General features: G+C 59.1%; 22 protein-coding genes. 6 read left to right on the top strand and 16 right to left on the bottom strand.

Features of this window, described 5'->3' with window-relative positions; all coding sequences use genetic code 11:
• Positions 1-239: 239 nt before the first annotated feature.
• A complete protein-coding gene (pitA, locus tag BBB56_RS09490; RefSeq protein WP_123800711.1) occupies positions 240-1742 on the top strand; it encodes an inorganic phosphate transporter PitA in 1503 nt (500 codons plus the stop codon).
• A gap of 45 nt (positions 1743-1787) precedes the next feature.
• Here pitA and uspB read toward each other — a convergent pair whose 3' ends face one another.
• Together uspB and BBB56_RS09500 are read right to left on the bottom strand one after the other, a co-directional pair.
• Complete coding sequence (gene uspB, locus BBB56_RS09495) at positions 1788-2123, bottom strand: universal stress protein UspB (RefSeq protein WP_123800712.1); 336 nt, start codon at positions 2121-2123, stop codon at positions 1788-1790.
• Positions 2124-2156: 33 nt separating this feature from the next.
• The gene (locus BBB56_RS09500) at positions 2157-2363 is read right to left on the bottom strand and encodes a hypothetical protein (RefSeq protein ID WP_123800713.1); all 207 of its coding nucleotides are present in this window, start codon (positions 2361-2363) and stop codon (positions 2157-2159) included.
• A 186-nt stretch (positions 2364-2549) separates the two neighbouring features.
• Between BBB56_RS09500 and uspA the strand changes: the two genes are divergently transcribed.
• Positions 2550-2987, top strand: a complete 438-nt coding sequence (gene uspA, locus BBB56_RS09505) for a universal stress protein UspA (RefSeq protein ID WP_123800714.1) — start codon at positions 2550-2552, stop codon at positions 2985-2987.
• A 495-nt stretch (positions 2988-3482) separates the two neighbouring features.
• On the opposite strand, the gene rsmJ is transcribed toward uspA, so the two are convergent.
• Both rsmJ and prlC read right to left on the bottom strand, forming a co-directional pair.
• Positions 3483-4235 carry a 16S rRNA (guanine(1516)-N(2))-methyltransferase RsmJ gene (gene rsmJ / locus BBB56_RS09510; protein WP_123800715.1) on the bottom strand — a complete coding sequence of 251 codons (753 nt, stop codon included), beginning with the start codon at positions 4233-4235 and terminating at the stop codon, positions 3483-3485.
• 8 nt (positions 4236-4243) lie between these two features.
• Positions 4244-6286 (bottom strand): oligopeptidase A, encoded by a 2043-nt coding sequence (prlC, locus tag BBB56_RS09515; protein WP_123800716.1) that lies wholly within the window; start codon positions 6284-6286, stop codon positions 4244-4246.
• A gap of 226 nt (positions 6287-6512) precedes the next feature.
• On the opposite strand from prlC, the gene BBB56_RS09520 reads away from it, so the two are divergent.
• A complete protein-coding gene (locus BBB56_RS09520; protein ID WP_123800717.1) occupies positions 6513-7355 on the top strand; it encodes a 23S rRNA (adenine(2030)-N(6))-methyltransferase RlmJ in 843 nt (280 codons plus the stop codon).
• Between the two features lie 11 nt (positions 7356-7366).
• Here BBB56_RS09520 and rnz read toward each other — a convergent pair whose 3' ends face one another.
• Positions 7367-8278 (bottom strand): ribonuclease Z, encoded by a 912-nt coding sequence (gene rnz, locus BBB56_RS09525; RefSeq protein WP_123800718.1) that lies wholly within the window; start codon positions 8276-8278, stop codon positions 7367-7369.
• A gap of 125 nt (positions 8279-8403) precedes the next feature.
• Here rnz and gorA point away from each other — a divergent pair, with 125 nt between their 5' ends.
• A complete protein-coding gene (gorA, locus tag BBB56_RS09530) occupies positions 8404-9756 on the top strand; it encodes a glutathione-disulfide reductase (protein ID WP_123800719.1) in 1353 nt (450 codons plus the stop codon).
• 64 nt (positions 9757-9820) lie between these two features.
• Here gorA and BBB56_RS23630 read toward each other — a convergent pair whose 3' ends face one another.
• The 4 genes from BBB56_RS23630 to BBB56_RS09550 form a co-directional block, all read right to left on the bottom strand.
• A complete protein-coding gene (locus tag BBB56_RS23630; protein WP_199756225.1) occupies positions 9821-10021 on the bottom strand; it encodes an Rpn/YhgA-type helix-turn-helix domain-containing protein in 201 nt (66 codons plus the stop codon).
• Between the two features lie 70 nt (positions 10022-10091).
• Positions 10092-10268, bottom strand: a complete 177-nt coding sequence (locus tag BBB56_RS23750; protein WP_233593011.1) for an Rpn/YhgA-type helix-turn-helix domain-containing protein — start codon at positions 10266-10268, stop codon at positions 10092-10094.
• 70 nt (positions 10269-10338) lie between these two features.
• Positions 10339-11238, bottom strand: coding sequence for an Rpn family recombination-promoting nuclease/putative transposase (locus tag BBB56_RS09545; RefSeq protein WP_123800720.1), 900 nt, complete (start codon positions 11236-11238; stop codon positions 10339-10341).
• Between the two features lie 232 nt (positions 11239-11470).
• Complete coding sequence (locus BBB56_RS09550) at positions 11471-12112, bottom strand: hydrolase (RefSeq protein WP_081136670.1); 642 nt, start codon at positions 12110-12112, stop codon at positions 11471-11473.
• Positions 12113-12346: 234 nt separating this feature from the next.
• On the opposite strand from BBB56_RS09550, the gene BBB56_RS09555 reads away from it, so the two are divergent.
• Positions 12347-13261, top strand: a complete 915-nt coding sequence (locus BBB56_RS09555) for a bestrophin family protein (RefSeq protein WP_123800721.1) — start codon at positions 12347-12349, stop codon at positions 13259-13261.
• On the opposite strand, the gene BBB56_RS09560 is transcribed toward BBB56_RS09555, so the two are convergent.
• The 4 genes from BBB56_RS09560 to BBB56_RS09575 form a co-directional block, all read right to left on the bottom strand.
• Entirely contained in the window at positions 13262-14158 is an 897-nt protein-coding gene (locus tag BBB56_RS09560; RefSeq protein ID WP_123800722.1) for an alpha/beta hydrolase, read from the bottom strand.
• Positions 14159-14328: 170 nt separating this feature from the next.
• Complete coding sequence (locus tag BBB56_RS09565; RefSeq protein WP_123800723.1) at positions 14329-14679, bottom strand: hypothetical protein; 351 nt, start codon at positions 14677-14679, stop codon at positions 14329-14331.
• A 29-nt stretch (positions 14680-14708) separates the two neighbouring features.
• The gene (locus BBB56_RS09570; protein WP_123800724.1) at positions 14709-16058 is read right to left on the bottom strand and encodes a cation:proton antiporter; all 1350 of its coding nucleotides are present in this window, start codon (positions 16056-16058) and stop codon (positions 14709-14711) included.
• Positions 16059-16117: 59 nt separating this feature from the next.
• Entirely contained in the window at positions 16118-17326 is a 1209-nt protein-coding gene (locus BBB56_RS09575; protein ID WP_123800725.1) for an MFS transporter, read from the bottom strand.
• A 95-nt stretch (positions 17327-17421) separates the two neighbouring features.
• On the opposite strand from BBB56_RS09575, the gene BBB56_RS09580 reads away from it, so the two are divergent.
• A complete protein-coding gene (locus BBB56_RS09580) occupies positions 17422-18357 on the top strand; it encodes a LysR family transcriptional regulator (protein WP_123800726.1) in 936 nt (311 codons plus the stop codon).
• Positions 18358-18387: 30 nt separating this feature from the next.
• On the opposite strand, the gene BBB56_RS09585 is transcribed toward BBB56_RS09580, so the two are convergent.
• Genes BBB56_RS09585 through kdpC form a run of 3 tightly spaced genes read right to left on the bottom strand, consistent with a single transcriptional unit; the run spans position 18388 to position 22190 of the window.
• Positions 18388-18891 (bottom strand): TIGR00645 family protein, encoded by a 504-nt coding sequence (locus BBB56_RS09585; protein WP_123800727.1) that lies wholly within the window; start codon positions 18889-18891, stop codon positions 18388-18390.
• 54 nt (positions 18892-18945) lie between these two features.
• A complete protein-coding gene (kdpD, locus tag BBB56_RS09590; protein WP_123800728.1) occupies positions 18946-21618 on the bottom strand; it encodes a two-component system sensor histidine kinase KdpD in 2673 nt (890 codons plus the stop codon).
• An 8-nt stretch (positions 21619-21626) separates the two neighbouring features.
• Positions 21627-22190 (bottom strand): potassium-transporting ATPase subunit KdpC, encoded by a 564-nt coding sequence (kdpC, locus tag BBB56_RS09595; RefSeq protein WP_123800729.1) that lies wholly within the window; start codon positions 22188-22190, stop codon positions 21627-21629.
• Positions 22191-22194: the final 4 nt, after the last annotated feature.

The following is a 22194-nucleotide window of genomic DNA, read 5'->3' on the forward strand; positions in this document are numbered from 1 at the left end:
GTATACCCTGCCTGTCTCACGAGGCGCTGATTGTAAAGATCTGCCCTGCGCGACGCCAGCATCAAAAACTTGTCGCAAATATGTCATAATGTAACTGTTTAATTTTAGGGCACTTTTGACTTAAAAGAAGCGTTTCGCAATATTTTTAAGTCAAAACAAGGCTATATTTTGCTTTCCCATATAGTGCGTTGTCGCAGATAATGCGCCGCGCTCATGTCCTCAAAAATGGCGTAATGTTTATGCTACATTTGTTCGCTGGTCTTGACCTCAGTACCGGCCTGTTATTGGTTCTTGCCCTGCTGTTTGTATTGTTCTACGAAGCAATCAACGGCTTTCACGACACGGCCAACGCAGTTGCGACGGTTATCTATACTCGCGCCATGCGTGCGCAGTTAGCTGTAGTAATGGCAGGCGTGTTCAACTTCCTCGGCGTGCTGCTCGGTGGTTTAAGCGTTGCTTACGCCATTGTGCATATGCTTCCTACCGATCTGTTATTGAACGTTGGCTCCGCGCACGGCCTGGCAATGGTCTTCTCTATGCTGCTGGCCGCGATTATCTGGAATCTGGGAACCTGGTATCTGGGGTTGCCGGCGTCCAGTTCGCATACGCTGATTGGCGCGATTATCGGCATCGGCCTGACCAACGCGCTGATGACCGGCACTTCGGTTATCGATGCGCTGAATATCCCGAAAGTGATCAACATCTTTTTGTCGCTGATTCTGTCGCCGATTGTCGGTCTGATCATCGCGGGCGGCCTGATTTTCCTGCTGCGTCGCTACTGGAGCGGCACGAAAAAACGCGCGCGTATCCATATGACCCCAGCCGACCGCGAAAAGATCGACGGCAAGAAAAAGCCGCCTTTCTGGACGCGTATCGCGCTGATTGTTTCTGCTATCGGCGTCAGCTACTCGCACGGCGCTAACGACGGTCAGAAGGGCATTGGCCTGATTATGCTGGTGCTGATCGGCGTTGCGCCGGCGGGCTTTGTGGTTAACATGAACGCCAGCGGCTATGACATCACCCGCACGCGCGATGCGGTTAACCATCTTGAGCAGTATTATCAGCAGCACGGCGACTCGCTGACGCACGTTATTCAGATGGCTCCGCCTGCTCTGCCGACGCCGGAAGAAGCGCCGTCAGGTCCGAAAGAGTTCCACTGCGACAGCGCACGGGCCTTGCAGGCCGTTCAGCGCGCGCAGGGCCTGCTGAATAACAATCTGCAAAGCTATGACCAGCTCACCGTTGAGCAGCGTAGCCAGATGCGTCGTCTGCTGCTGTGTATCGCGGATACCGCCGACAAAACGGCTAAGCTGCCCGAAACCAGCGCTGAAGATAAGCGCTTCCTGGGACGGCTGAAAACCGATCTGCTGGGCACCATTGAGTACGCGCCGGTCTGGATTATCATGGCGGTCGCGCTGGCGCTGGGCATCGGCACCATGATCGGCTGGCGTCGCGTCGCCACTACTATCGGCGAAAAGATTGGTAAAAAAGGCATGACCTATGCGCAAGGAATGTCGGCGCAGGTCACGGCGGCGGTCTCTATCGGTATCGCCAGCTATACCGGAATGCCGGTCTCCACCACGCATATCCTGTCGTCCTCTGTGGCGGGCACCATGCTGGTCGATGGCGGCGGCCTGCAAAGCCGGACGATCAAAAATATCGCGATGGCGTGGGTGTTTACGCTGCCGGTCTGTATCGTGCTGTCAGGCTGCCTCTACTGGCTGGCGCTGAAGCTGATATAACCGTTTTTACTGGCTAAAGGGCGACGCAGGTCGCCCTTTTTTATTTCAGTGCCAGATCGCCATGCAAATCAGGCTGAGGATGACCAGGCCGCACAGCGCGCTGGTTAACATGAACTGGCCGCGTACGCGTTCGCAGCGGCGGATAAACTCATCGTCATGATGGTCGAGATAGCGTCTCGCCCAGATATAGCGCACCAGCCGCACCTGTTTACCTGGCTGACCGTGCGAGGTAAAGAAGCCTGCGCCATCAACATATTGATAGAGCAGCGGATCGCAGCCTCGCAGCACCGCCAGCAGCGCGCGCAGAGATGAAAAATAGCGCGCCATATTCACAATACATACCACACACAAAGCCCAGAAAAGCGCGATAGTGCTGATCATATTCCCCTCCCGGCTGGAGCCGTAGAGACAGATTTAGCGCGGCTGCGCTTTACGCTCCACGGGAAAGAGCCAACCTCTGAATGACCTGAAGCGATCTGTTTTTTTGACGAAATGTTGTGCGGTCAGCGCCAGGCGAAAGTGACCGTTAATGTGTAGTGTAGAGGAAGATTTTAAATTTTTTCCAACGATGATTTTCGTTCGCCATAAGCGAAACCGCTTATTAGCCTTGATCTTATTCACATCCACAGCCTGTGCGGCAGCATTTGTCGCTCGTCGCCGCTATACTTATGGCATAACAATAATCTGTCGGCAGGGTCGGCAGAACATCTGGTGACAGACATCGCCCGTTCGCGTAAAGGATTTCGCAGATAACAACGCGACAGGAAGACAGGTTGCCATCCTGAATCTTGTGAAAGGAGTTATATCATGGCTTACAAACATATCCTGATTGCAGTAGACCTTTCTCCGGAAAGCCAGTTACTGGTGGATAAAGCCGTTTCGCTGGCGCGACCCTATGACGCCAAAATCTCGTTGATTCACGTTGACGTTAACTATTCCGACCTCTATACCGGCCTGATTGATGTTAACCTGGGCGATATGCAGAAACGCATCTCGGAAGAGACGCATACGGCGCTACGCAGTTTGTCGGACGCGGCGGGCTATCCGGTCAGTGAGACCCTGAGCGGTAGCGGCGATCTTGGCCAGGTTCTGGTTGATGCGATAAAAAAATATGATGTGGATTTAGTGGTATGCGGCCATCATCAGGATTTCTGGAGTAAGCTGATGTCCTCGGCGCGCCAGCTGATTAATACGGTGCATATCGATATGCTGATTGTTCCGCTGCGCGATGCGGATGATGAATAAGAGTTAACAAAAAGCCGGTGCAAACCGGCTTTTGCCCTGAAAGGATTTTGCAGGCACGGCATTGTCTCTCCGCCTGGATTAAACCGCCGGGAAATAATGGGATCTCTCTGCTGCGCCGCGCTGGATAAAAAAGCCAGACAGGCTGATAACGTTGTAATCAGCTTCTCGTCTTTACTCTTCTCTGCAAATCAGAATATCCCGCCGCCTGTTTGCATGGAGCGCTATTTATTTTCAATCCCTGCTCCAGGCGTATGTATTATTTTCACCCAACCCGGCCTGTCGCTCTTTTCAGGCGGCGTCATCGTATGCATCCATAATGAGAAAGCGCGTTATAGCGACGTCAGTATTTAACAGGCAGGGTGATGAAAGCAATGAACCAGGCTAAAGCGGCTGGCGTTTTCAGCGCCCAGATCTGTTGCAGGACAGCGAAAAATACAGCGGCCCGAAACCGCTGTACATCCTGTGATAAGCCGTTGATATTTCCCTTCTCGCCCGTCAGGCGCTGAGCGGCGGATAAATATCGAAGCGGTGGCTTTTGGTCACCACCGCCGCCTGCGTGGCGATGCCCGCTAACGGCGGCGCATAATCAGGCCGCTTCACCACAATACGCTTCCTGGCCAGCCGTCGCGCCGGTTCCAGCAGCGCGTCGGCGTCGTCATCGGCGCCCACCAGCGACTGAAACACCCGCATCTCCTTTTTCACCATCGCGCTTTTCTGCCGGTGCGGATACATCGGGTCAAGGTACACCACGTCCGGCGCAGGCGTAATAGCGCCGAGCGCCTGCGCGCTGGGCGCGTGAATAAGCGTCAGCCGCTCGCGCAGCCAGCCGCCGATTTCCGCATCCTGATAGCCGCGCTGCAATCCATCCTCCAGCAGCGCCGCCACCACCGGATGGCGCTCCAGCATCCGCACCCGGCAGCCGATCGCCGCCAGGACAAACGCATCACGTCCTAACCCGGCCGTCGCATCCACCACGTCCGGCAGGTAATCGCCTTTAATACCCACCGCTTTCGCGACCGCTTCGCCGCGTCCACCGCCGAAACGACGACGATGCGCCATCACGCCGGAGACGAAATCGACAAAAATGCCGCCCAGTTTCGGCTCGTCGCGCTTGCGCAGTTCAAGATGCGTCGGCGTCTGCACCAGCGCCAGTATGCAGGCGTCGTCATGTTCAAGCTGCCAGCGCTGCGCCAGATGCAACAAGGCGCCGTCACCGGCGCCTGATTCATCGATTAAACAGATTTTCACTGCCGCCGTTATCCTTTGATGCCGTAATGTTCCAGCATCGCATCCAGCTGCGGCTCACGGCCGCGGAAGCGTTTAAACAGCTCCATCGGCTCTTCTGAACCCCCGCGCGTCAGGATGTTATCAAGGAACGACTGGCCGGTCTGACGGTTAAAAATGCCCTCTTCTTCGAAGCGCGAATAGGCATCCGCCGCCAGCACGTCAGCCCACAGATAGCTGTAATAACCTGCCGCGTAGCCGCCAGCGAAAATATGGCTAAAGGCGTGCGGGAAGCGGCCCCATTCCGGACTCGGCACCACCGCCACCAGCTTTTTCACTTCTCGCAGGGTTTCGAGGATCTGCGCGCCCTTCGCCGGATCAAACTCAGCGTGCAGGCGGAAGTCAAACAGGCCAAACTCCAGCTGACGCAGGATAAACAGCGCCGCCTGGTAGTTTTTCGCAGCCAGCATCTTGTCGAGCAGCGCTTTCGGCAGCGGCTCGCCCGTCTCATAGTGACCGGAAATAAAGGCCAGCGCTTCCGGCTCCCAGCACCAGTTTTCCATGAACTGGCTCGGCAGTTCGACCGCATCCCACGGCACGCCGCTGATACCGGACACGCCCGGCGTTTCGATGCGCGTCAGCATGTGGTGCAGGCCGTGACCAAATTCATGGAACAGGGTGGTGACTTCGTCATGGGTAAACAGCGCCGGTTTGCCATTCACGGGACGGTTAAAATTACAGGTCAGATAGGCGACCGGCTTTTGCAGCGTGCCGTCGGCCTTGCGCATCTGACCGACGCAGTCGTCCATCCACGCGCCGCCGCGCTTGTGCTCGCGTGCGTACAGGTCGAGGTAGAAACTGCCGCGCAGTTCGCCGCTCTCATCAAACAGGTCAAAGAAACGCACGTCCGGATGATAGACATCGACGTCGGTACGCTCTTTGGCGGTAATGCCGTAGATGCGCTTCACCACTTCAAACAGCCCGTTCACGGCGCGCGCTTCCGGGAAGTACGGACGCAGCTGCTCGTCACTGATGGTGTAGAGATGCTGCTTCTGTTTTTCGCCGTAGTAGCTGAGATCCCAAGGATTCAGTTCGCTGATACCATACTCTTTCTGGGCAAAAGCGCGCAGCTGCGCCAGCTCTTTTTCAGCCTGCGGACGGGCGCGTTTCGCCAGATCGTTCAGGAAGTCGAGCACCTGCGCCGGATTTTCCGCCATTTTAGTCGCCAGCGATTTCTCGGCGTAGGAGCCGAAGCCCAGCAGCTGCGCCAGCTCGTGACGCAGCGCCAGCTCTTCCGCCATGATCGGGCCATTGTCCCATTTACCGGCGTTCGGACCCTGATCGGAGGCGCGCGTAGAGTAGGCGCGATACATCTCTTCACGCAGCGCGGCGTTATCGCAGTAGGTCATGACGGGCAGATAGCTGGGAATATCCAGCGTCAGCAGCCAGCCCTGCTGCTCTTTCGCTTCGGCCTGCGCTTTAGCCGCCGCCAGCGCGCTTTCCGGCATACCGGCGAGTTCGCTTTCGTCAGTAATCAGCTTGCTCCAGCCCATGGTCGCGTCCAGCACGTTGTTGCTGTAGGCCGAACCCAGCTCAGAGAGGCGCGCGGCGATTTCGCCGTAGCGCTGCTGCTTCTCTTTATCCAGACCGATGCCGGACAGCTCGAAATCGCGCAGCGCGTTATCCACGGCTTTCTGCTGCGCCACGTCGAGGGCGGCGAAGCTTTCGCCTTCTTTCAGATCGCGATACGCCTGGTACAGCCCTTCGTGCTGACCGACCCAGGTACTGTATTCAGACAGCAGCGGCAGCGTCTGCTCATAGGCCTGACGCAGCTCCGGGCTGTTTTTCACCGAGTTGAGGTGGCTTACCGGCGAGAAGATGCGGCCAAGACGATCGTCCACTTCGGCCAGCGGCTGCACCAGATTGTCCCAGGTGTAAGGCGCGCCCTGCGCCACCACTTTTTCTACCGCAGCGCGACATTCGTTCAGCGCCTCGGTCACGGCGGGGACGACATGCTCAGGCTGGATAGAGGAAAAAGGCGGCAGCGTAAAAGGCTGGAGTAATGGATTGGTCATAGCGCAGTCCTTGTTCAATGTGTGGGGCGCGACAGCGCGCGCAACGCAATCTTACTAACATGCGGCTAAGTGTAGCGAAAATCAATGCCAGGCAGGCTGAGCGATGAAGAAACGGCTCGACCAGAGCCGCAGCTGAGAATCGCCCAGCATTTTTCCCCTTCAGCAGGTATAATCCTGCTCACTTGCAGTACGCTTTTTTTACGCCAACCGCGGAATCCCCACAGTTATGCTGAGCTATCGCCACAGTTTTCACGCCGGTAACCATGCCGACGTGCTGAAGCACACCGTTCAGAGCCTGATCATCAGCGCGCTGAAAGAGAAAGAAAAACCCTTCCTGTATCTCGACAGCCATGCGGGCGCAGGCCGATATTTGCTGAGCGGCGAGCATGCCGAACGCACCGGTGAATATCTGGAAGGGATCGCCCGTATCTGGCAGCAGCCGGACGCGCCGGAGTTATTAAAGCCCTACTTCAACGCCATTCGCGATCTCAACCCAAACGGCACGCTGCGCTACTATCCCGGCTCGCCGCTGATTGCGCGTCACCTGCTGCGTGAAGAGGACAAACTTCAGCTTACCGAGCTTCATCCCAGCGATTTTCCGCTGCTGCGCGGCGAGTTTCTGAAAGACAGCCGCGCCCGCGTCGAGCGCGCCGACGGCTATCAGCAGCTCAAAGCGAAGTTGCCGCCGCCGACCCGTCGCGGCCTGATACTTATCGATCCGCCTTACGAGCTAAAAAGCGACTACCAGGCGGTGGTAAAAGCGATCCATGAAGGCCATAAGCGCTTCGCGACCGGCATTTTCGCGCTGTGGTATCCGGTCGTGCTGCGCCAGCAGATCAAGCATATGCTGCGCGATCTGGAAGCGACCGGCATTCGCAATATTTTGCAGATTGAGCTGGCGGTGCGTCCGGACAGCGACCAGCGCGGTATGACCGCGTCGGGCATGATCGTTATCAACCCGCCGTGGAAACTGGCGCAGCAAATGAACGACCTGCTACCCTGGCTCCACCAGAAACTGGTGCCTGCCGGAACCGGACACACCAGCGTGACGCAGCTTGTACCTGAGTAATCTGTCGGCGCTTACAGCGTAAACACCGCCAGATCGTATGCCAGCTCGGTGTCGGGAAACACTGAGCGGCACTCCTCCAGCAAACGCGGCATATCCTTCGGCAGATAGCGCGAGCTGAAGTGTGTCGCAATCAGGCGCTTTGCGCCTGCCTCTTTCGCCACCTGCGCCGCCTGAAGGGTGGTTGAGTGACCCCGTCCGTTCGCCTTTTCCTGCAACGCCGCCTCAAGCGTGGCTTCATGCACCATCACATCGACGTTCGCCGCCAGCTGAAGCGCCGTCGGCGTCGGCGCGGTATCGCCAAAAATCGCCAGGCTTTTGCCGGGCGTAGAGGGTCCCAGATAGTCTGCGCCGTTAATCACGCGTCCATCCTCCAGCGTCACGGTCTCACCCGCTTTCAGCTGCTGATACCAGGGGCCGCGCGGCACGCCTTCGGCTTTCAGACGCGCGGCGTCGAGAAAGCCCGGTTTGGCATGCTGCTCAATGCGGTAGCCGAAACAGGGCAGCGGGTGCACCAGCGGCCAGGCGCTGACGCGAAATTCGCCCTCATCGAGCACCAGGCCAGCTTCGATCTCAACGATGTCCAGCGGGTAATCGGTATAGGAGCCGCTCAGCGACAGCGCGGTCTCGACAAACAGCTTAATGCCTTTAGGTCCATAAATGGTCAGCGGCTCGCTGATGCCGCCCATCGACCGGCTGGTCAACAGGCCCGGCAAGCCAAAAATATGGTCGCCATGCAGGTGAGTGATAAAAATTTTGTTCATGCGGCCCGGCTTCAGCGGCGACCGCATGTACTGAATTTGCGTCCCTTCGCCACAGTCGAACAGCCAGGTGTCGCCGCGCAGGGTATGGGTAAAAGCAATCGAGGTGACGTTGCGTTGCAGGCTGGGCGCGCCGCCGCCGGTGCCGAGAAATGTTAGCTGCATATGATGCTTCCCTGTCAGTGGAGAAAGGATTCAACCCTATTACAATCATAGGTGCAATCTTTGCGCCGTTTCGCCTCTCAGCGTTACAATCCTGAACCAAACTTTCGTAACCGGATGGACACACAATGACACGACATTATGACTATCTCGCCATTGGCGGCGGCAGCGGCGGTATCGCCTCCATCAACCGCGCCGCGATGTATGGCCAGAAATGCGCCCTGATTGAAGCTAAAGAGCTGGGCGGCACCTGCGTAAATGTGGGTTGTGTTCCTAAAAAAGTGATGTGGCACGCGGCGCAAATCGCCGAGGCGATTCATCAGTACGGTCCGGATTACGGCTTCGATACCACGGTCAACCATTTTGACTGGAAGACGCTGGTAAAAAACCGCAGCGCCTACATCGACCGCATTCACACCTCCTACGACAATGTGCTTGGCAAAAATAACGTCGATGTGATCAAGGGATTCGCCCGCTTTGTTGACGCACACACTGTGGAAGTGAACGGCGAACGCATCACCGCCGATCATATCCTGATCGCGACCGGTGGCCGCCCCGTGCATCCAGACGTGCCGGGCGCGGAATACGGTATCGACTCTGACGGTTTCTTCGAGCTGGACGCGCTGCCGAAGCGTACCGCCGTGATCGGCGCGGGCTATATCGCCGTTGAGCTGGCAGGCGTAGTTAACGCGCTGGGTTCTGAAACGCACCTGTTCGTGCGTAAACACGCTCCGCTGCGCAGCTTCGATCCGCTAATTACCGAAACCCTCGTCGAGGTGATGAATGCCGAAGGTCCGACGCTGCACACTCATGCCGTGCCGAAAGCGGTGCTCAAAAACGCCGACGGCAGCCTGACGCTGCAACTGGAAGACGGCCGCGAGCAGACGGTGGATTGTCTGGTCTGGGCGATAGGCCGCGAACCGGCGACGGATAACCTTAATCTGGCGGTGACGGGCGTCGAGCTGAATGAGAAAGGCTATATCAGCGTCGACAAATATCAGAATACCAACGTTAGCGGCATCTATGCCGTTGGCGATAATACGGGCGCGGTGGAGCTGACGCCGGTCGCCGTCGCAGCGGGTCGTCGTCTCTCTGAGCGCCTGTTTAACAACAAACCAGACGAGCATCTGGATTACAGCAATGTCCCGACGGTGGTATTCAGCCATCCGCCGATCGGCACCGTGGGCCTTACCGAACCCCAGGCGCGCGAGCAGTATGGTGACGAGCAGGTAAAAGTGTATAAATCCTCTTTCACCGCCATGTATACCGCCGTGACGCAACACCGTCAGCCGTGCCGTATGAAGCTGGTTTGCGTAGGCGCAGACGAGAAGATTGTAGGCATCCACGGGATTGGTTTTGGTATGGACGAGATGCTGCAAGGCTTCGCGGTGGCGCTGAAAATGGGCGCGACGAAAAAAGACTTCGACAACACGGTGGCGATTCATCCAACCGCAGCGGAAGAATTTGTTACCATGCGTTAAGGATTATCGGGCCAGCCGATGCTGGCCCTGTTGATCTTTGACCTGGGGCAGGTCAGGCGCTTCGTTAGTCTGTCTGAATTTGGTTCAGCTCGTCTTCAGTCAGGCCGGTGGCCTGCATAATTGCTTCGCGCGGCATCTTCATTGTCAGCAGGCTGAGCGCGACTCTACGTGTGCTTTCACGCTTTCCCTCAAGCCAGCCTTCAAGCCAGCCTTCAAGCCAACCTTCAAGCCAGCCTTCCTGGTTAAGCTGTTCTGCAATGGTCATTAGCACCTCCTTGTGTTGCGGCATCCGCTGCGCCCGTTCGTGAAGAAGCGCGCTGGCGTCCGACATTGCCTCAGGCCGGCTGGATGCGGTTCAGCTCGTCTTCAGTCAGGCCGGTGGCCTGCATAATCGCTTCGCGCGGCATCTTCATTTTCAGCAGGCTGAGCGCGACTCTACGTGTGCTTTCACGCTTTCCCTCAAGCCAGCCTTCAAGCCAGCCTTCCTGCTTAAGCTGTTCTGCAATGGTCATTAGCACCTCCTTGTGTTGCGGTATCCGCTGCGCCCGTTCGTGAAGAAGCGCGCTGGCGTCCGACATTGCCTCAGGCCGGCTGGATGCGGTTCAGCTCGTCTTCAGTCAGGCCGGTGGCCTGCATAATCGCTTCGCGCGGCATCTTCATTTTCAGCAGGTTGAGTGCGAATTTAAGTGTGCATTCACGCTCCCCTTCGAGCCTGCCTTCCTGCTTAATCTGTTCTTCAATGGTCATCAGTGCCTCCTTGTGCTGCGGCATTCGCTGCGCCATTTCGCGGAGAAAGGCGCCACCGTCGGCGGTCTCCCCTGCCTGAACAATATAGTGTACCAGCGATACTATCTGGGATGAAGAGAGCCAGCCCGCCAGTAAAACCGACGTCAGTTTGTTCATAATCTTCGCCACATCTCGCTGATGAATATGCTTTTGCAGCAGCGTAAGCGCCGCCATGCTGCGATGCTCAGCGATCTCTTCATCCGGAATCACGGTAACATCCACCAGCGGAAACGCGCTGCCATAGACGCTTTCCGCCAGCGCCGGGTCGCTAAATTCGTCCAGCCAGCGGGTAGAGAACGGGTAAGGGCTGCGCTTGCCGGCGTAAAACAGCAGCGGAACGACCAGCGGCAGCTTTTTGTGCCCTGCGTCCAGATGGCGCTTCATGGCCGCCACCGCATAGCGCATCAGCCGAAACGCCATGTGCTTGTCGGGCGTGGACTGATGCTCAACCAGCACATGCACGTAGCCGTCATCGCCGCGGCGGGTTTTCAGGCTGTACAGCACGTCGCTGAAGTACTGACGCAGGTCATGCTCAACAAAAGAGCCGGACTCCAGCTTCAGGGTGCTGAGGTCGCACAGGGCGCGCAGTTCGGCAGGAAGGTGAAGCTCCATAAAGTCGCGCGCGACGCTGGGCTGGCTGAGAAACTGCCGGAAGGTCGCATCGTGCGGGGTCGGGATTCTGTTTTTCTTCTTCATCTTTCCTGACTCTGAAAAAAACATGCGCAGAGCCTGCCACAGAAGAAAAAACCAGTCATTAGCGAGACCGGTAAAGACGAGCAGAGAGAAGCGTATTTTGAGAGTGAGGCCGCACTATGCGGCCTTGTTTATCGCGCGGCGGCTAAGGTCGCATGCTCAGCAAAAACAGGTAAAAGTCCAGCGATGGACTTTTACCTGCTCAATCCTTATCGCTGCCTGGCGACGAAGAAACTCAGGCCTGACGCGCCGGCGCTTTATGCACCATCGTATAGGCGTAATCCACACCCATGCCGTAAGCGCCGCTGTGCTCGCGCACCAGATCCATCACCGCGTCGTAGGTCTCTTTGCGCGACCAGTCACGCTGGTACTCAAGCAGCACCTGCTGCCAGGTGACAGGGATCGCACCAGCCTGCACCATACGCTGTACCGAGCGCTCATGCGCATCGACGCTGGTGCCGCCGGAGGTATCCGTCACCACGTAAACCTCGTAGCCCTCTTTCAGCGCCATCAGCGCCGGAAACGTCAGGCAGACTTCGGTCCAGAGCGCAGAGATCACCAGCTTCTTGCGACCGGTTTTTTCTACCGCTTCGACGAATTTTGCATCTTCCCAGGAGTTCATTGAAGTACGCTCAATCGGCTTCGATTCCGGATGCACCGCCAGCAGTTCCGGCCAGATATAGCCGCTAAAGCTTTCGGTTTCTACAGAGGTGTAAATCACCGGCACGTTAAAGATTTTTCCGGCTTTGGCCAGGGCCACGGTGTTATTTTTAAGCTGCTGGCGATCGATATTTGCGACACCAAAAGACATCTGCGGCTGATGGTCGATGAAAATCAGGGTGGAATTTTGCGGGTCCAGCAGGTCGAATTTAGACATGATGTTGTTCCTCTCAGTGGTTTGCGATGTTGTGTTGTCGTTGAGATGAACTTTAGGCTGCGGGGCGAATAAGAGATAACGGAAAGAATTTTATAAGTTATCAAAATTTATTTTAGATAATTGATATTATTATAATTTTTACGTATCACACCGAAAAAGCACGCGAAAATTCGCGTTCGCCTGCCTGTCGGCGTAGGCTTAAACCACAAAAATAACCTTCACATCGCACTCTCTATGATTGTTCGTCCCTCTCAACACTGGTTTCGTCGGCTGTTCGGCTGGCATGGTTCTGTCTTGCCGAAAATCGGGTTTCGCCTGTCGTTGAACCTGGCGATGTCCATTATCGCCATTGTCTGCTTTCAGTGGTATGAATCGCTCGGCGTGCATCTGACTACCGCGCCCTTCAGCCTGCTTGGCGTAGCGCTGGCGATCTTTCTCGGCTTTCGCAACAACGCCAGCTATGCGCGCTTTACCGAAGCGCGCACGCTGTGGGGCAGCATGCTGATCACGCATCGCTCGCTGCTACGCCAGATCAAAAGCGTCCCCCTGACAGCAGAAACGGCGCGCGAATGCGCGGCGCTGCAAATGGCCTTTAGCTACAGCCTGAAGCACCAGCTGCGCAACAGCGATGCGCGTGACGATTTGCGCCGCCTGCTGCCGTCACGCTGGCATGATGAAATCTCACGCAGCCCGGCGCCTGCCAGCCGCGTGCTGCTATGCATGGGCAAGTGGCTGGGCGAGCTGCGTCAGCAAGGAAAGATCGCCGATATTCTGTGGCAGAGCATGGATGAAAATGTGAACCGGCTGTCGCAGGTGCTGGGGGGCTGCGAGCGCATCGCCTCAACGCCGATTCCTTTCGCCTACTCGCTGATTCTGCACCGCACGGTCTCTCTGTTCTGCACCCTGCTGCCGTTTGCGCTGGTGACCGATCTGCACGGCATGACGCCGCTGGTGTCGATGTTTATCTCCTACACCTTTCTGGCGCTGGAGTCGGTTTCAGAAGAGCTGGAGGATCCCTTTGGCGTCGAAGCGAACGATCTGCCGCTCAATGCGATTTGTATCGCTATTGAGCGCAGCCTGCGCGAGATGAACGACGACTTTCCGCTGCCGCCGCCTCAGCAGCCCGATCGCCGTCGGATACTGACCTGATTAGCTGAGCCGATCGAGCCAGCGCGCGTAAGCCTGATCCCACAGCGCGGCGGGCGTTCCCGCTTTGCCGAGACCAAAACCGTGTCCGCCGCGGCTGATTTCAATCAGCTCGACCGGCACGCGGTTACGACGACAGGTATCGCGCATCAGTTCGGTATTAAAGGGATTCGAGATGGGATCATCCTCTGCCTGCGCCAGAAAGGTCGGGGGATAATTGCGGGTGACATAATTTTGCACCGACCAGTTCGCCTCTTCTGCCGGCGTGGCGTGATTGCCAACCAGAATGCGGTGCGTGGTGGTATGGGTATAGGGCGCTTCCAGCGTAATCACCGGGTAGATCAGCCCAACGCTGTCGACCTTAGGCACCACATTATCCAGCTCATCCTGAAGCGGGTACGACTGGAAGTCGGGCCGCGCCGCGGCCATGCCCAACAGATGGCCGCCAGCGGAAAAGCCCAGCACATGCACCTTGCGCTCAAAGGAGCGAACCAGGCGAATGGCGCGCTGCGCATCCTGTAGCGGCGCGAGATGCCCAGCCTGCCACTTCTCTTCCGGCAGCCGATAGCTCAGCACATAGGCGGTATAGCCGTTGCTGTTAAGCCAGCGCGCGACCGGCCAGGCTTCGCGGCCCATGCCGATAAACTTATAGCCGCCGCCTGCGGCAATCAGCACCGCTTCGCCATTCGGATTCTCCGGCTGAAAACGCTGGATAGCCGGGCTGACCACGTTAGACCAGGAGCCGTGCGAGTTAATGCGCAGCGGACCCGATGGCCCGCCGCCGCCAGGCGGATCGTCCGGCCATAGCGGAATAACCTCATCGCGGGCAAAGAGTTTACCCGCGGTCATAGACAGGAGAACGGCTCCAGAACCCAAAAGAAAGTGTCGACGCGTGATCATGATACCCGTTGATTCAGTGCCAGTACGCTGGTTCAGAACGCGCCTCGCTACGACGGCGCTGTTATTATGTGATGCAAATCAATTGCTGGCGATTATGTACGCAATTTACGAAAAAATGCCACAAAAAAACGCGCCAGAATGGCGCGTTTATGCATGCCGGCAAGATGACCCTAGTCTTCCTGCTGAAACTGCGTCATCACCGTCTGCTCGCACTGCTGCTCGTTAGTGCGCAGCTTGCTGCGCTCCTCCTCGCCCAGTTGCAGCCAGGTGCTGGCCACCTCGTTGGCAATATCTTCATCGAACGACGGCTGATTCATGGCGCTGGAAGACTTGCTCATTGCCGTATAGCTTTTCATTTTCTGAACGTAGGAGTCGGCTGTGCCCGGATGCGTTTCGCCACTGACAATGTGGCACAGCTTGCTGGCATAAACATTTTCCTGCGGGATGTTGGTTTCATCATCGGCGGCCAGCGCGGCAGACGAAGCCAGCAGCCCCAGTAAAATCAATAACGGCTTTTTCATATCCACTCCTGTTTTAACCTGATGACGGTTTATTCATCGTTCTGCTGCGCAGAGAGGCGCGCCGAGCGCCAGTTGAGCAGCGGCGTCACCGTCACGCCATGAATTACAATGCTGCACACCACCAGTGTCAGCGCCATATCGACCATGGTTTCGGCCTGCGGCCCCGCCATGCCGTGAACCCAGGCGAAGGCGATGTAGTTAATACTGCCGATGCCGCGAATACCCAGCCAGCCGATCAACAGCCTTCGCACCACCGGTATGCCGCAGCGCAGCGTGGTCAGCCACACCGCCAGCGGGCGCACCACAAAAAATAGCGCCAGCCCCAGCAGGATGCCATCCAGATTCCAGTGGTGCGCCAGCGTCACGCCCAGCACCACCATCATCGCCGCCGCCAGCAAACGTTCGATAGTATCACCAAACGAAAGCGCATCGCTGACCACCAGCCCCACTGATTTTACCATCCCGCCGCTTTCGCCTGCGAGCTCCAGACGATTATTGGGATTAACCAGCGATTCAGCGGGCAGGACCCGCTGCTCTTCGCTTAACTCTTCCGGCGGATGGGATTTAAACACGCGCAGTTCCGCGCGGCGCAGCCCGACGCCTGCGGCGAAGGTAGCCAGAAAGCCTGACGCGCCTATGGTTTCCGCCGCCGCATAGCTCAGGGCGATCAGCGCCAGCGCGAGAAAATCATTAGGCGCAACGTCGCCGTGCACGCTGCGTAGCCGCGCCGCCAGCAGACCAACAAGACGGCCAAACAGAAAGCCCAGTCCGAGTCCGCCGCCAATGCCCCAGATCACTTCGACCGCCGTCCAGTGACCAAAGGTGCCCCAGCTCAGGCTCTCGCCGTTATACAGCATCATCGCCAGGATCAGCAGCGGCAGCGCCGATCCGTCATTCATTCCCGCCTCGCTGGAGAGCGCCACGCGCAGCGCATCATCATCGCGCGCATCGTTAACGGAAATCAGACTCGCCAGTACCGGATCGGTGGGCGCGACAATGGCGCCGAAGGCCAGCGACAGCGGCCAGTCGAACCCGACCAGCCAGTGCGCCAGCAGCGTCATACCGCCGACCGTCAGCAGCATCGCCGGAAAGGCGAGCCGCATGCCGAGACGCCAGCTGTGCGCGCGCAGCGGCAGGCGCAGCTTCAGTCCGGTAATAAACAGCGAGGCCGCCATCGTGATTTCAGTGATATGCGCGGCGGCGTCCGAGTGCTTAAGAATATCAATCTGCACCACGTCAAAGACCCAGGGTCCGCAAAGGATCCCGGCTAACAGATAAAGTCCAAATGAGGTCACTGGCCCACGGTGGATCCACCCTGAAGCCAGCGACATAAGTAAAAGGAGGCAGCCGGTTGCCGCCATCCAGGCGAGGAAGTTCATAACGCTCCGTTTTTCCTGAGGATTATGTTTAATCCTGGCACAAGAGCGGAGAAGCGGGATCAGTTCTTCAGATGTCGGCTCGCCAGGCGAAGCGCTAAACTGGCAGCGCCTGCCAGCGTGGCCAGCGCGACGACGCCGTTCCAGCCCCAGCGCGCCAGCGCCAGGCTGCCCAGCGCCGCGCCGGTCGCCATGCCGATAAACACCACGGTAAACAGCAGCGCGTTCAGGCGGCTGCGCGCTTCGGGTGCGAGTCCGTAAACCAGCGTCTGATGCGCCACCAGCGTGGCCTGTACGCCCAGATCAAAGCCGATGGTGCTGAGGACAATCAGCGCCAGCTGAGCCGGTACCGGCAGCGCGGGCAGCAGGAACATCAGCGCAAAAGAGACGGTTACCAGCGCCGCGCCGACAATAGTCACGCGCGCCGGGCCGATGCGATCGGCAAAGCTCCCCGCCAGCGGCGCGGCCATCGCGCCCGCCGCGCCCGCCAGGCCGAACGCGCCGGCAACCGCGCTGTCGAGATGGAAGCGATCGCTGAGCATCAGCGCCAGCGTCGACCAGAAGGCGCTAAAGCCCACCGACAGCAGCCCCTGCGCCAGCGCCGCACGACGCAGCGTCTGATGCTGCCGCCACAGATGCGCCAGCGACAGCAGCAGACGCGGATAGCTCACCGCGGTGCCAGGGGTGAAGCGCGGCAGCACGCGCCACAGCGCCAGACTGATAAACAGCACCAGTACGGCGGCCAGCCAGTACATAGTGCGCCAGCCGAAATACTCCGCCACCGCACCGCTCACTACGCGCGACAGCAAAATGCCCACCAGCAGGCCGGTCATCACCGTGCCGACCGTTTTTCCCCGGCTGCGCTCCGGGGCCAGCGTAGCCGACGCCGGAACAATGTCCTGCGCCACCGTGGCCGTCAGGCCGGTAACAAAGCTGGCGATCAGCAGCGCGTTCAGGCCGCCGGAAAAGCCGCACAGCAGCAGCGCCGCCACCAGCAGCAGACCTTTAATCAAAATAATGGTGCGGCGATCGTGACGGTCGCCCAGCGGCGCCAGCAGCAAAATGCCCAGCGCGTAGCCCATCTGCGTCAGCATCGGCACCATGCCCACCGCGCCAATGCCGACGCTGAACTGCTTGCTGATAATGTCCAGCATGGGCTGGCTGTAATAAATCGAGGCGACGCTCAGCCCTGCGCCTGCGGCAAGCGTAAAGACCAGCGGGCCGGGCAGGCTTTCGGTTGGACGGGCCGCAACGCTGTTGAGTGCTGACATGGTGTTTCTCTCCAGAAGTGTCGAGCGCTTAGTAAAGCGGATTGTCGCCATACGTTGTAGACTAAACAAAGGCAAAACCATTATGCGTGATACGTATGAGCAACCTCTCCAGCCCCGATCGCATTGAACTGATGCAGACCTTTATTCGTATTGTCGAAAGCGGCAGCCTGTCAGCGGCGGCGGTGCAGCTTAATACCACGCAGCCAACCATCAGCCGTCGCTTGCAGGCGCTGGAACAGCGTCTGGGACTCAAGCTGATTATGCGCACCACCCATGCATTGAAGCTGACCGACGACGGCGAGCGCTGCTATGTCCAGGCGCGCCAGCTGCTGGCGACCTGGCACGCGCTGGAGGATGAGCTGACCCACGCCAACGATGAGCCGATCGGCACGCTGCGGGTACGCGCGCCGCACGCCTTTGGCCAGGATCAGCTGGTGGCCCCGCTGGTGGAGTACCTGATGCGCTATCCGCGTCTTAACGTCGAGTGGATGCTCAACGACCGCACGCCGGACTTTATCGCCGAAAACGTCGACTGTGCGATTCAGGTCGGCGCGCTGAGCGACCCCTCAATCGTGGCGATTTTGCTGGCGGAAGTGCCGCGTATCGTGGTGGCCTCCCCTGCGCTGCTGGCACGGCATGCGCCGGTTAACACCGTGGCGCAGCTGGCGCAGCTGCCCTGGCTGGCCCTGACCAGCTTTTACCGTAACGAAATTGCGTTACAGCGCATCGATGACGGCCAGCCGATCAATATGGCGATTGCGCCGCGCCTGAGCAGCGACAGTTTGTATGCGGTGCGCAAAGCGGCATTAATGGGAATGGGCGCGGCCATTATGTCGTCGTGGGTGGTCCAGGAGGACATCGCGCGCGGCGAGCTGGTGCAGCTTACGCCGGAATGGCAGGCTCCGCCGCTGCCGGTCTGGCTGACCTACCCCTGGGCGAGCTATTACCCGGCACGCTTACAGAAGTTTTTTGAGATGATACGGGAAGTGATGCCGCAGCTGACCGGCACGCGGCCAGCCGGGAAAGCGTAGCATTCAGGGGCGGCTGCGCCCCTGTCTGGGTTACGAATACTTTTTCTCGTTTTTTGACATGTTATCCAGCCAGCCCATGACAAAAGCCGACAGCACAAAGGTCAGGTGGATAATCACATACCACATCAGCTTGTCGTTGGGCACGGTGCGCGCTTCCATAAATACGCGCAGCAGATGAATCGACGAGATGGCGACAATAGAGGCCGCTACTTTGTTCTTCAGCGAGCCGGAGTCCATTTTACCCAGCCAGCTCAGCTTCTCTTTGTGTTCGGCAATATCGAGTTTAGAGACAAAGTTCTCATAGCCCGACAGCATCACCATGACCAGCAGGCCGCCGACCAGCGTCATATCGATCAGCGACAGCAGCAGCAGAATGAGATCGTTTTCCGCAATGCTGAGAATATTGGGCAGCAGGTGGAAAATCTCTTCGAAGAACTTAACTGTCAGCGCCAGCAAACCCAGCGAAAGTCCAATGTAAACCGGAGCCAGCAGCCAGCGCGACGCATACATCAGGTTTTCGGTAAAACGTTCCATAATTTCCCACAGGTGATCAGACAGGTCGGGAAGTATACCCTATCCTCTGTGAAGTTATTTCAGCGACTCTTCAGAAATTTCCGGCGCGGGCGGCAGCGGCAGAGAGAGGCGAAACGCCACGCCGCCCTCGATGCGGTTTTCAGCCCAGATGCGCCCGCCGTGGCTCTCGACGATGGTTTTGCAAATCGCCAGCCCCAGCCCGACGCCCGGCACCGATGACTCTTTATCGCCGCGCGCAAACTTATCGAAAATGCGCGTCAGGTCTTTGTCCGGGATGCCCGGCCCGTTGTCCCATACCGCCATCTCCAGCCGTTCGCCGTCGCGCCAGGCGCGGATGCCGCGCTGCGCGCTGTTGCCGGCATATTTCAGGCTGTTTTCAATCAGATTAGTCAACACCCGCTCCAGCAGCGCGCTGTCGCCTTTGATTAGCACCAGCTCAGACGGCAGATCGCGCGTCACCTCGTGTCCTTTCAGCGAAGGCGCCATACTGCTGAGCGCGCCGCCGACCACTTCGTCCAGCGCCAGCCACTCTTCCCGCAGGTTTAGCCCGCCGGACTGAATGCGCGCCATGTCCAGCATGTTACTTACCAGCCGGATGGTGCTCAGGGTCTGCTCGCGGATCTGATTCGCCTGGGTAACATATTTCGACTCTTCGCTGGCGAGGTCCAGCATCAGCATCTCTGCCTGGCCGAACAGCACGGTGAGCGGCGTGCGCAGATCGTGCGACAGCGCGGAGAGCAGCGCATTACGCAGCTGTTCACGCTCCGCCGCCAGCCGCGACGCCGCCTCGCTTTGCGACAGCGCCATACGCTCCAGCGCGTTGGCGATCAGCACGGTAAAGGTCTCGACCAGCCGCTGCTGTTCCGGGATCATCAGCTGACGCAGATTTTGCGGCTCGACCACCAGCAGTCCACGGCAGTGCTCGCCGCTTTTTAGCGGCAGGATTTGATAGGGCACCGCGGGCAGGGTATCCGTGCCTGCGCCTGCGGGCTGGCCTTTGCTGTAGCTCCATTTGGCAATCGCGCGATCCGGCTCGCTGCCGGGCGTGGCGGCGCCGGTGGCATGCAGCTCGCCCTTATCGTCCGGCAGCAGCAGCAGGCTGCGCGCCTGCAAGGTCACGTCAATGACGCGCTGGGTGGTGGTGGCAATATCTTCCGGCGTCAGGGCGCTGCCCAGCGATTTCGCCATCTCATACAGATGGCGCGCGCGCTGTTCGCGATAGCGCGCCACCCGTGCCTGATAGCGTACCCCAGCGGTCAGATTGCCGACGATGACGCCGACGGCCAGCATCACCGCGAAGGTCACCAGATACTGCAAATCCGACACCGCCACCGTGCCGGTTGGCGCCACGAAGAACAGGTCAAAGGCGAGAATGTTCATGACCGTGGCGATCACCGACGGCCAGCGCCCGTAGCGCAGCGCGACAATCACCACCGCCAGCAGATAGATCATGACGCCGTTGGCGGTGTCGAATCCGGCCAGCAGCCAGCGGCCGGCGGCCGTGACCAGAATGCACAGTACCAGCGCCATCAGCACGCCGTGCAGCGGCACGCGCCAGCGATCGCCGCCCAGGCGCGCCTCGGTTAGCGGCGGCGCATCGCCAGCCGGTTCGTCAAGGGCTACCACCAGCAGATCGAGATCCGGTCCCAGCTTACCGAGGCGCGTGGCGAAACTGTCGCGATGCCAGCGCCGCAGGGGGCGACGGCCGGTAACGATCTTGCCAAGGTTATGTTCACGGGCGTAGCGCAGCACCGCCTGCGCTTCGTCAGGATCGGAAAGGGTGGCGGTCTCCGCCCCCAGCTCCTGCGCCAGCTGAAGCGTTTTCAGGATAGTGCGCCGCCGCGCTTCCGACAGGCGATTCAGGCGCGGGGTTTCCACCCAGACGGCATGCCACTCGCTGCCGAGGCGCGCCGCCAGCCGCGCGGCGGTGCGCACCAGCTTTTCGCTGCCGCTGTCGTCGCCGATGCAGAGCAGAATGGCGTCGCGCGTATGCCAGACGCGATCGCGCCCCTGCTGGTCGCGCCAGACGCGCATCTGGTCGTCAACGCGGTCGGCGGTGCGGCGCAGCGCCAGCTCGCGCAGGGCAAACAGATTGCCTTTGCGAAAGAAGTTCTCAATGGCGCGTTCGGCGCGATCGCCAACGTAGACTTTGCCCTCTTTCAGGCGCTGGCGCAGATCGTCCGGCGGCAAATCCACCAGCACCACTTCATCAGCGCTGTCGAAGAAAGGGTCAGGCAGCGTTTCACGCACGCGTATGCCGGTAATGCCGCCCACGACGTCGTTGAGGCTTTCCAGATGCTGCACGTTGACGGTGGTGATAACGTCGATGCCCGCATCCAGCAGCTCTTCAATATCCTGCCAGCGCCGGGGGTGGCGCGATCCCTGCACGTTGGAATGCGCCAGCTCGTCCATCAGGATCACCGCCGGATGACGCGCCAGCGCCGCGTCTAAATCAAACTCGGCATGGCGCGAGCGGCCGGTGGCGCGGCGCGGCAGCACGTCAAGCCCGTGCAGCAGGCGGGCGGTCTCTTCGCGTCCATGCGTTTCGACCACGCCAATCAGCACGTCCAGCCCCTGGGCGCGCAGCCGCTGCGCCTCTTGCAGCATGGCGTAGGTTTTGCCCACGCCCGCACAGGCGCCGAAATAGATTTTCAGCTTGCCGCGATGGCTGTCGGCCTGTTGCAGCAGCAGCGCGTCGGGATCGGGGCGTTCACGTTCGTCGTTCATCGCATCCTTCAGGGTTGTGTCAGCGCGTCCAGCGCCAGGTTAAGCCGCAGCACGTTGACGGTGGGATCGCCGCTAAAGGCGAGCAGCGGGCGTTCCGTACTGGCGTCAATCAGCGCCTCCACCGTTTTCAGCGGCAGCTGACGGGCGGCGGCCACGCGCGGCGCCTGCCAGTGCGCGGCGGCAGGCGAAATGGCCGGATCGAGACCGCTGGCTGAGGCGGTAACCAGATCCACCGGCACCGCCTTCGGCGACAGCGGATTGGCGGCGCGCAGCGCAGCGACGCGATCGGCCACCGCTTTATCCAGCGCCGGATTGCTTGCCGCCAGATTGCTGCCGCCTGACGCCAGCGGGTTGTACGGCGCGTCGCTGGTGGCGGACGGGCGTCCCCAGAAATAGCCGGGCTGCGTAAAATTCTGGCCAATCAGCGCGGAGCCATGCTCCTCAATCAGCGACCCGTTGGCCTGCGCCGGAAACAGCCACTGCGCCAGACCGGTGGTGAGCAGCGGATAAGCGACGCCGGTAATTAGCGTAAGCAGCAGTAAAACTAACACTGCCGGACGTAACTGACTCATTTTT

The sequence above is a fragment of the Candidatus Pantoea deserta genome (genome assembly GCF_003813865.1).
Taxonomy (GTDB): Bacteria; Pseudomonadota; Gammaproteobacteria; order Enterobacterales; family Enterobacteriaceae; genus Pantoea; species Pantoea deserta.

Bases quoted from the DNA above. Each gene is read 5' to 3' on its own strand.
- BBB56_RS09565 (WP_123800723.1), bottom strand. From the start codon at position 14,679: ATGAAAAAGCCGTTATTGATTTTACTGGGGCTGCTGGCTTCGTCTGCC.
- gorA (WP_123800719.1), top strand. From the start codon at position 8,404: ATGACACGACATTATGACTATCTCGCCATTGGCGGCGGCAGCGGCGGT.
- pitA (WP_123800711.1), top strand. From the start codon at position 240: ATGCTACATTTGTTCGCTGGTCTTGACCTCAGTACCGGCCTGTTATTG.
- BBB56_RS09550 (WP_081136670.1), bottom strand. From the start codon at position 12,112: ATGTCTAAATTCGACCTGCTGGACCCGCAAAATTCCACCCTGATTTTC.
- BBB56_RS09545 (WP_123800720.1), bottom strand. From the start codon at position 11,238: ATGAAGAAGAAAAACAGAATCCCGACCCCGCACGATGCGACCTTCCGG.
- BBB56_RS09585 (WP_123800727.1), bottom strand. From the start codon at position 18,891: ATGGAACGTTTTACCGAAAACCTGATGTATGCGTCGCGCTGGCTGCTG.
- BBB56_RS09520 (WP_123800717.1), top strand. From the start codon at position 6,513: ATGCTGAGCTATCGCCACAGTTTTCACGCCGGTAACCATGCCGACGTG.
- rnz (WP_123800718.1), bottom strand. From the start codon at position 8,278: ATGCAGCTAACATTTCTCGGCACCGGCGGCGGCGCGCCCAGCCTGCAA.
- kdpC (WP_123800729.1), bottom strand. From the start codon at position 22,190: ATGAGTCAGTTACGTCCGGCAGTGTTAGTTTTACTGCTGCTTACGCTA.
- BBB56_RS09570 (WP_123800724.1), bottom strand. From the start codon at position 16,058: ATGAACTTCCTCGCCTGGATGGCGGCAACCGGCTGCCTCCTTTTACTT.
- uspB (WP_123800712.1), bottom strand. From the start codon at position 2,123: ATGATCAGCACTATCGCGCTTTTCTGGGCTTTGTGTGTGGTATGTATT.
- BBB56_RS09560 (WP_123800722.1), bottom strand. From the start codon at position 14,158: ATGATCACGCGTCGACACTTTCTTTTGGGTTCTGGAGCCGTTCTCCTG.
- prlC (WP_123800716.1), bottom strand. From the start codon at position 6,286: ATGACCAATCCATTACTCCAGCCTTTTACGCTGCCGCCTTTTTCCTCT.
- BBB56_RS09580 (WP_123800726.1), top strand. From the start codon at position 17,422: ATGAGCAACCTCTCCAGCCCCGATCGCATTGAACTGATGCAGACCTTT.
- uspA (WP_123800714.1), top strand. From the start codon at position 2,550: ATGGCTTACAAACATATCCTGATTGCAGTAGACCTTTCTCCGGAAAGC.
- kdpD (WP_123800728.1), bottom strand. From the start codon at position 21,618: ATGAACGACGAACGTGAACGCCCCGATCCCGACGCGCTGCTGCTGCAA.
- BBB56_RS09555 (WP_123800721.1), top strand. From the start codon at position 12,347: ATGATTGTTCGTCCCTCTCAACACTGGTTTCGTCGGCTGTTCGGCTGG.
- BBB56_RS23750 (WP_233593011.1), bottom strand. From the start codon at position 10,268: ATGACCATTGCAGAACAGCTTAAGCAGGAAGGCTGGCTTGAAGGCTGG.
- BBB56_RS23630 (WP_199756225.1), bottom strand. From the start codon at position 10,021: ATGACCATTGCAGAACAGCTTAACCAGGAAGGCTGGCTTGAAGGTTGG.
- BBB56_RS09575 (WP_123800725.1), bottom strand. From the start codon at position 17,326: ATGTCAGCACTCAACAGCGTTGCGGCCCGTCCAACCGAAAGCCTGCCC.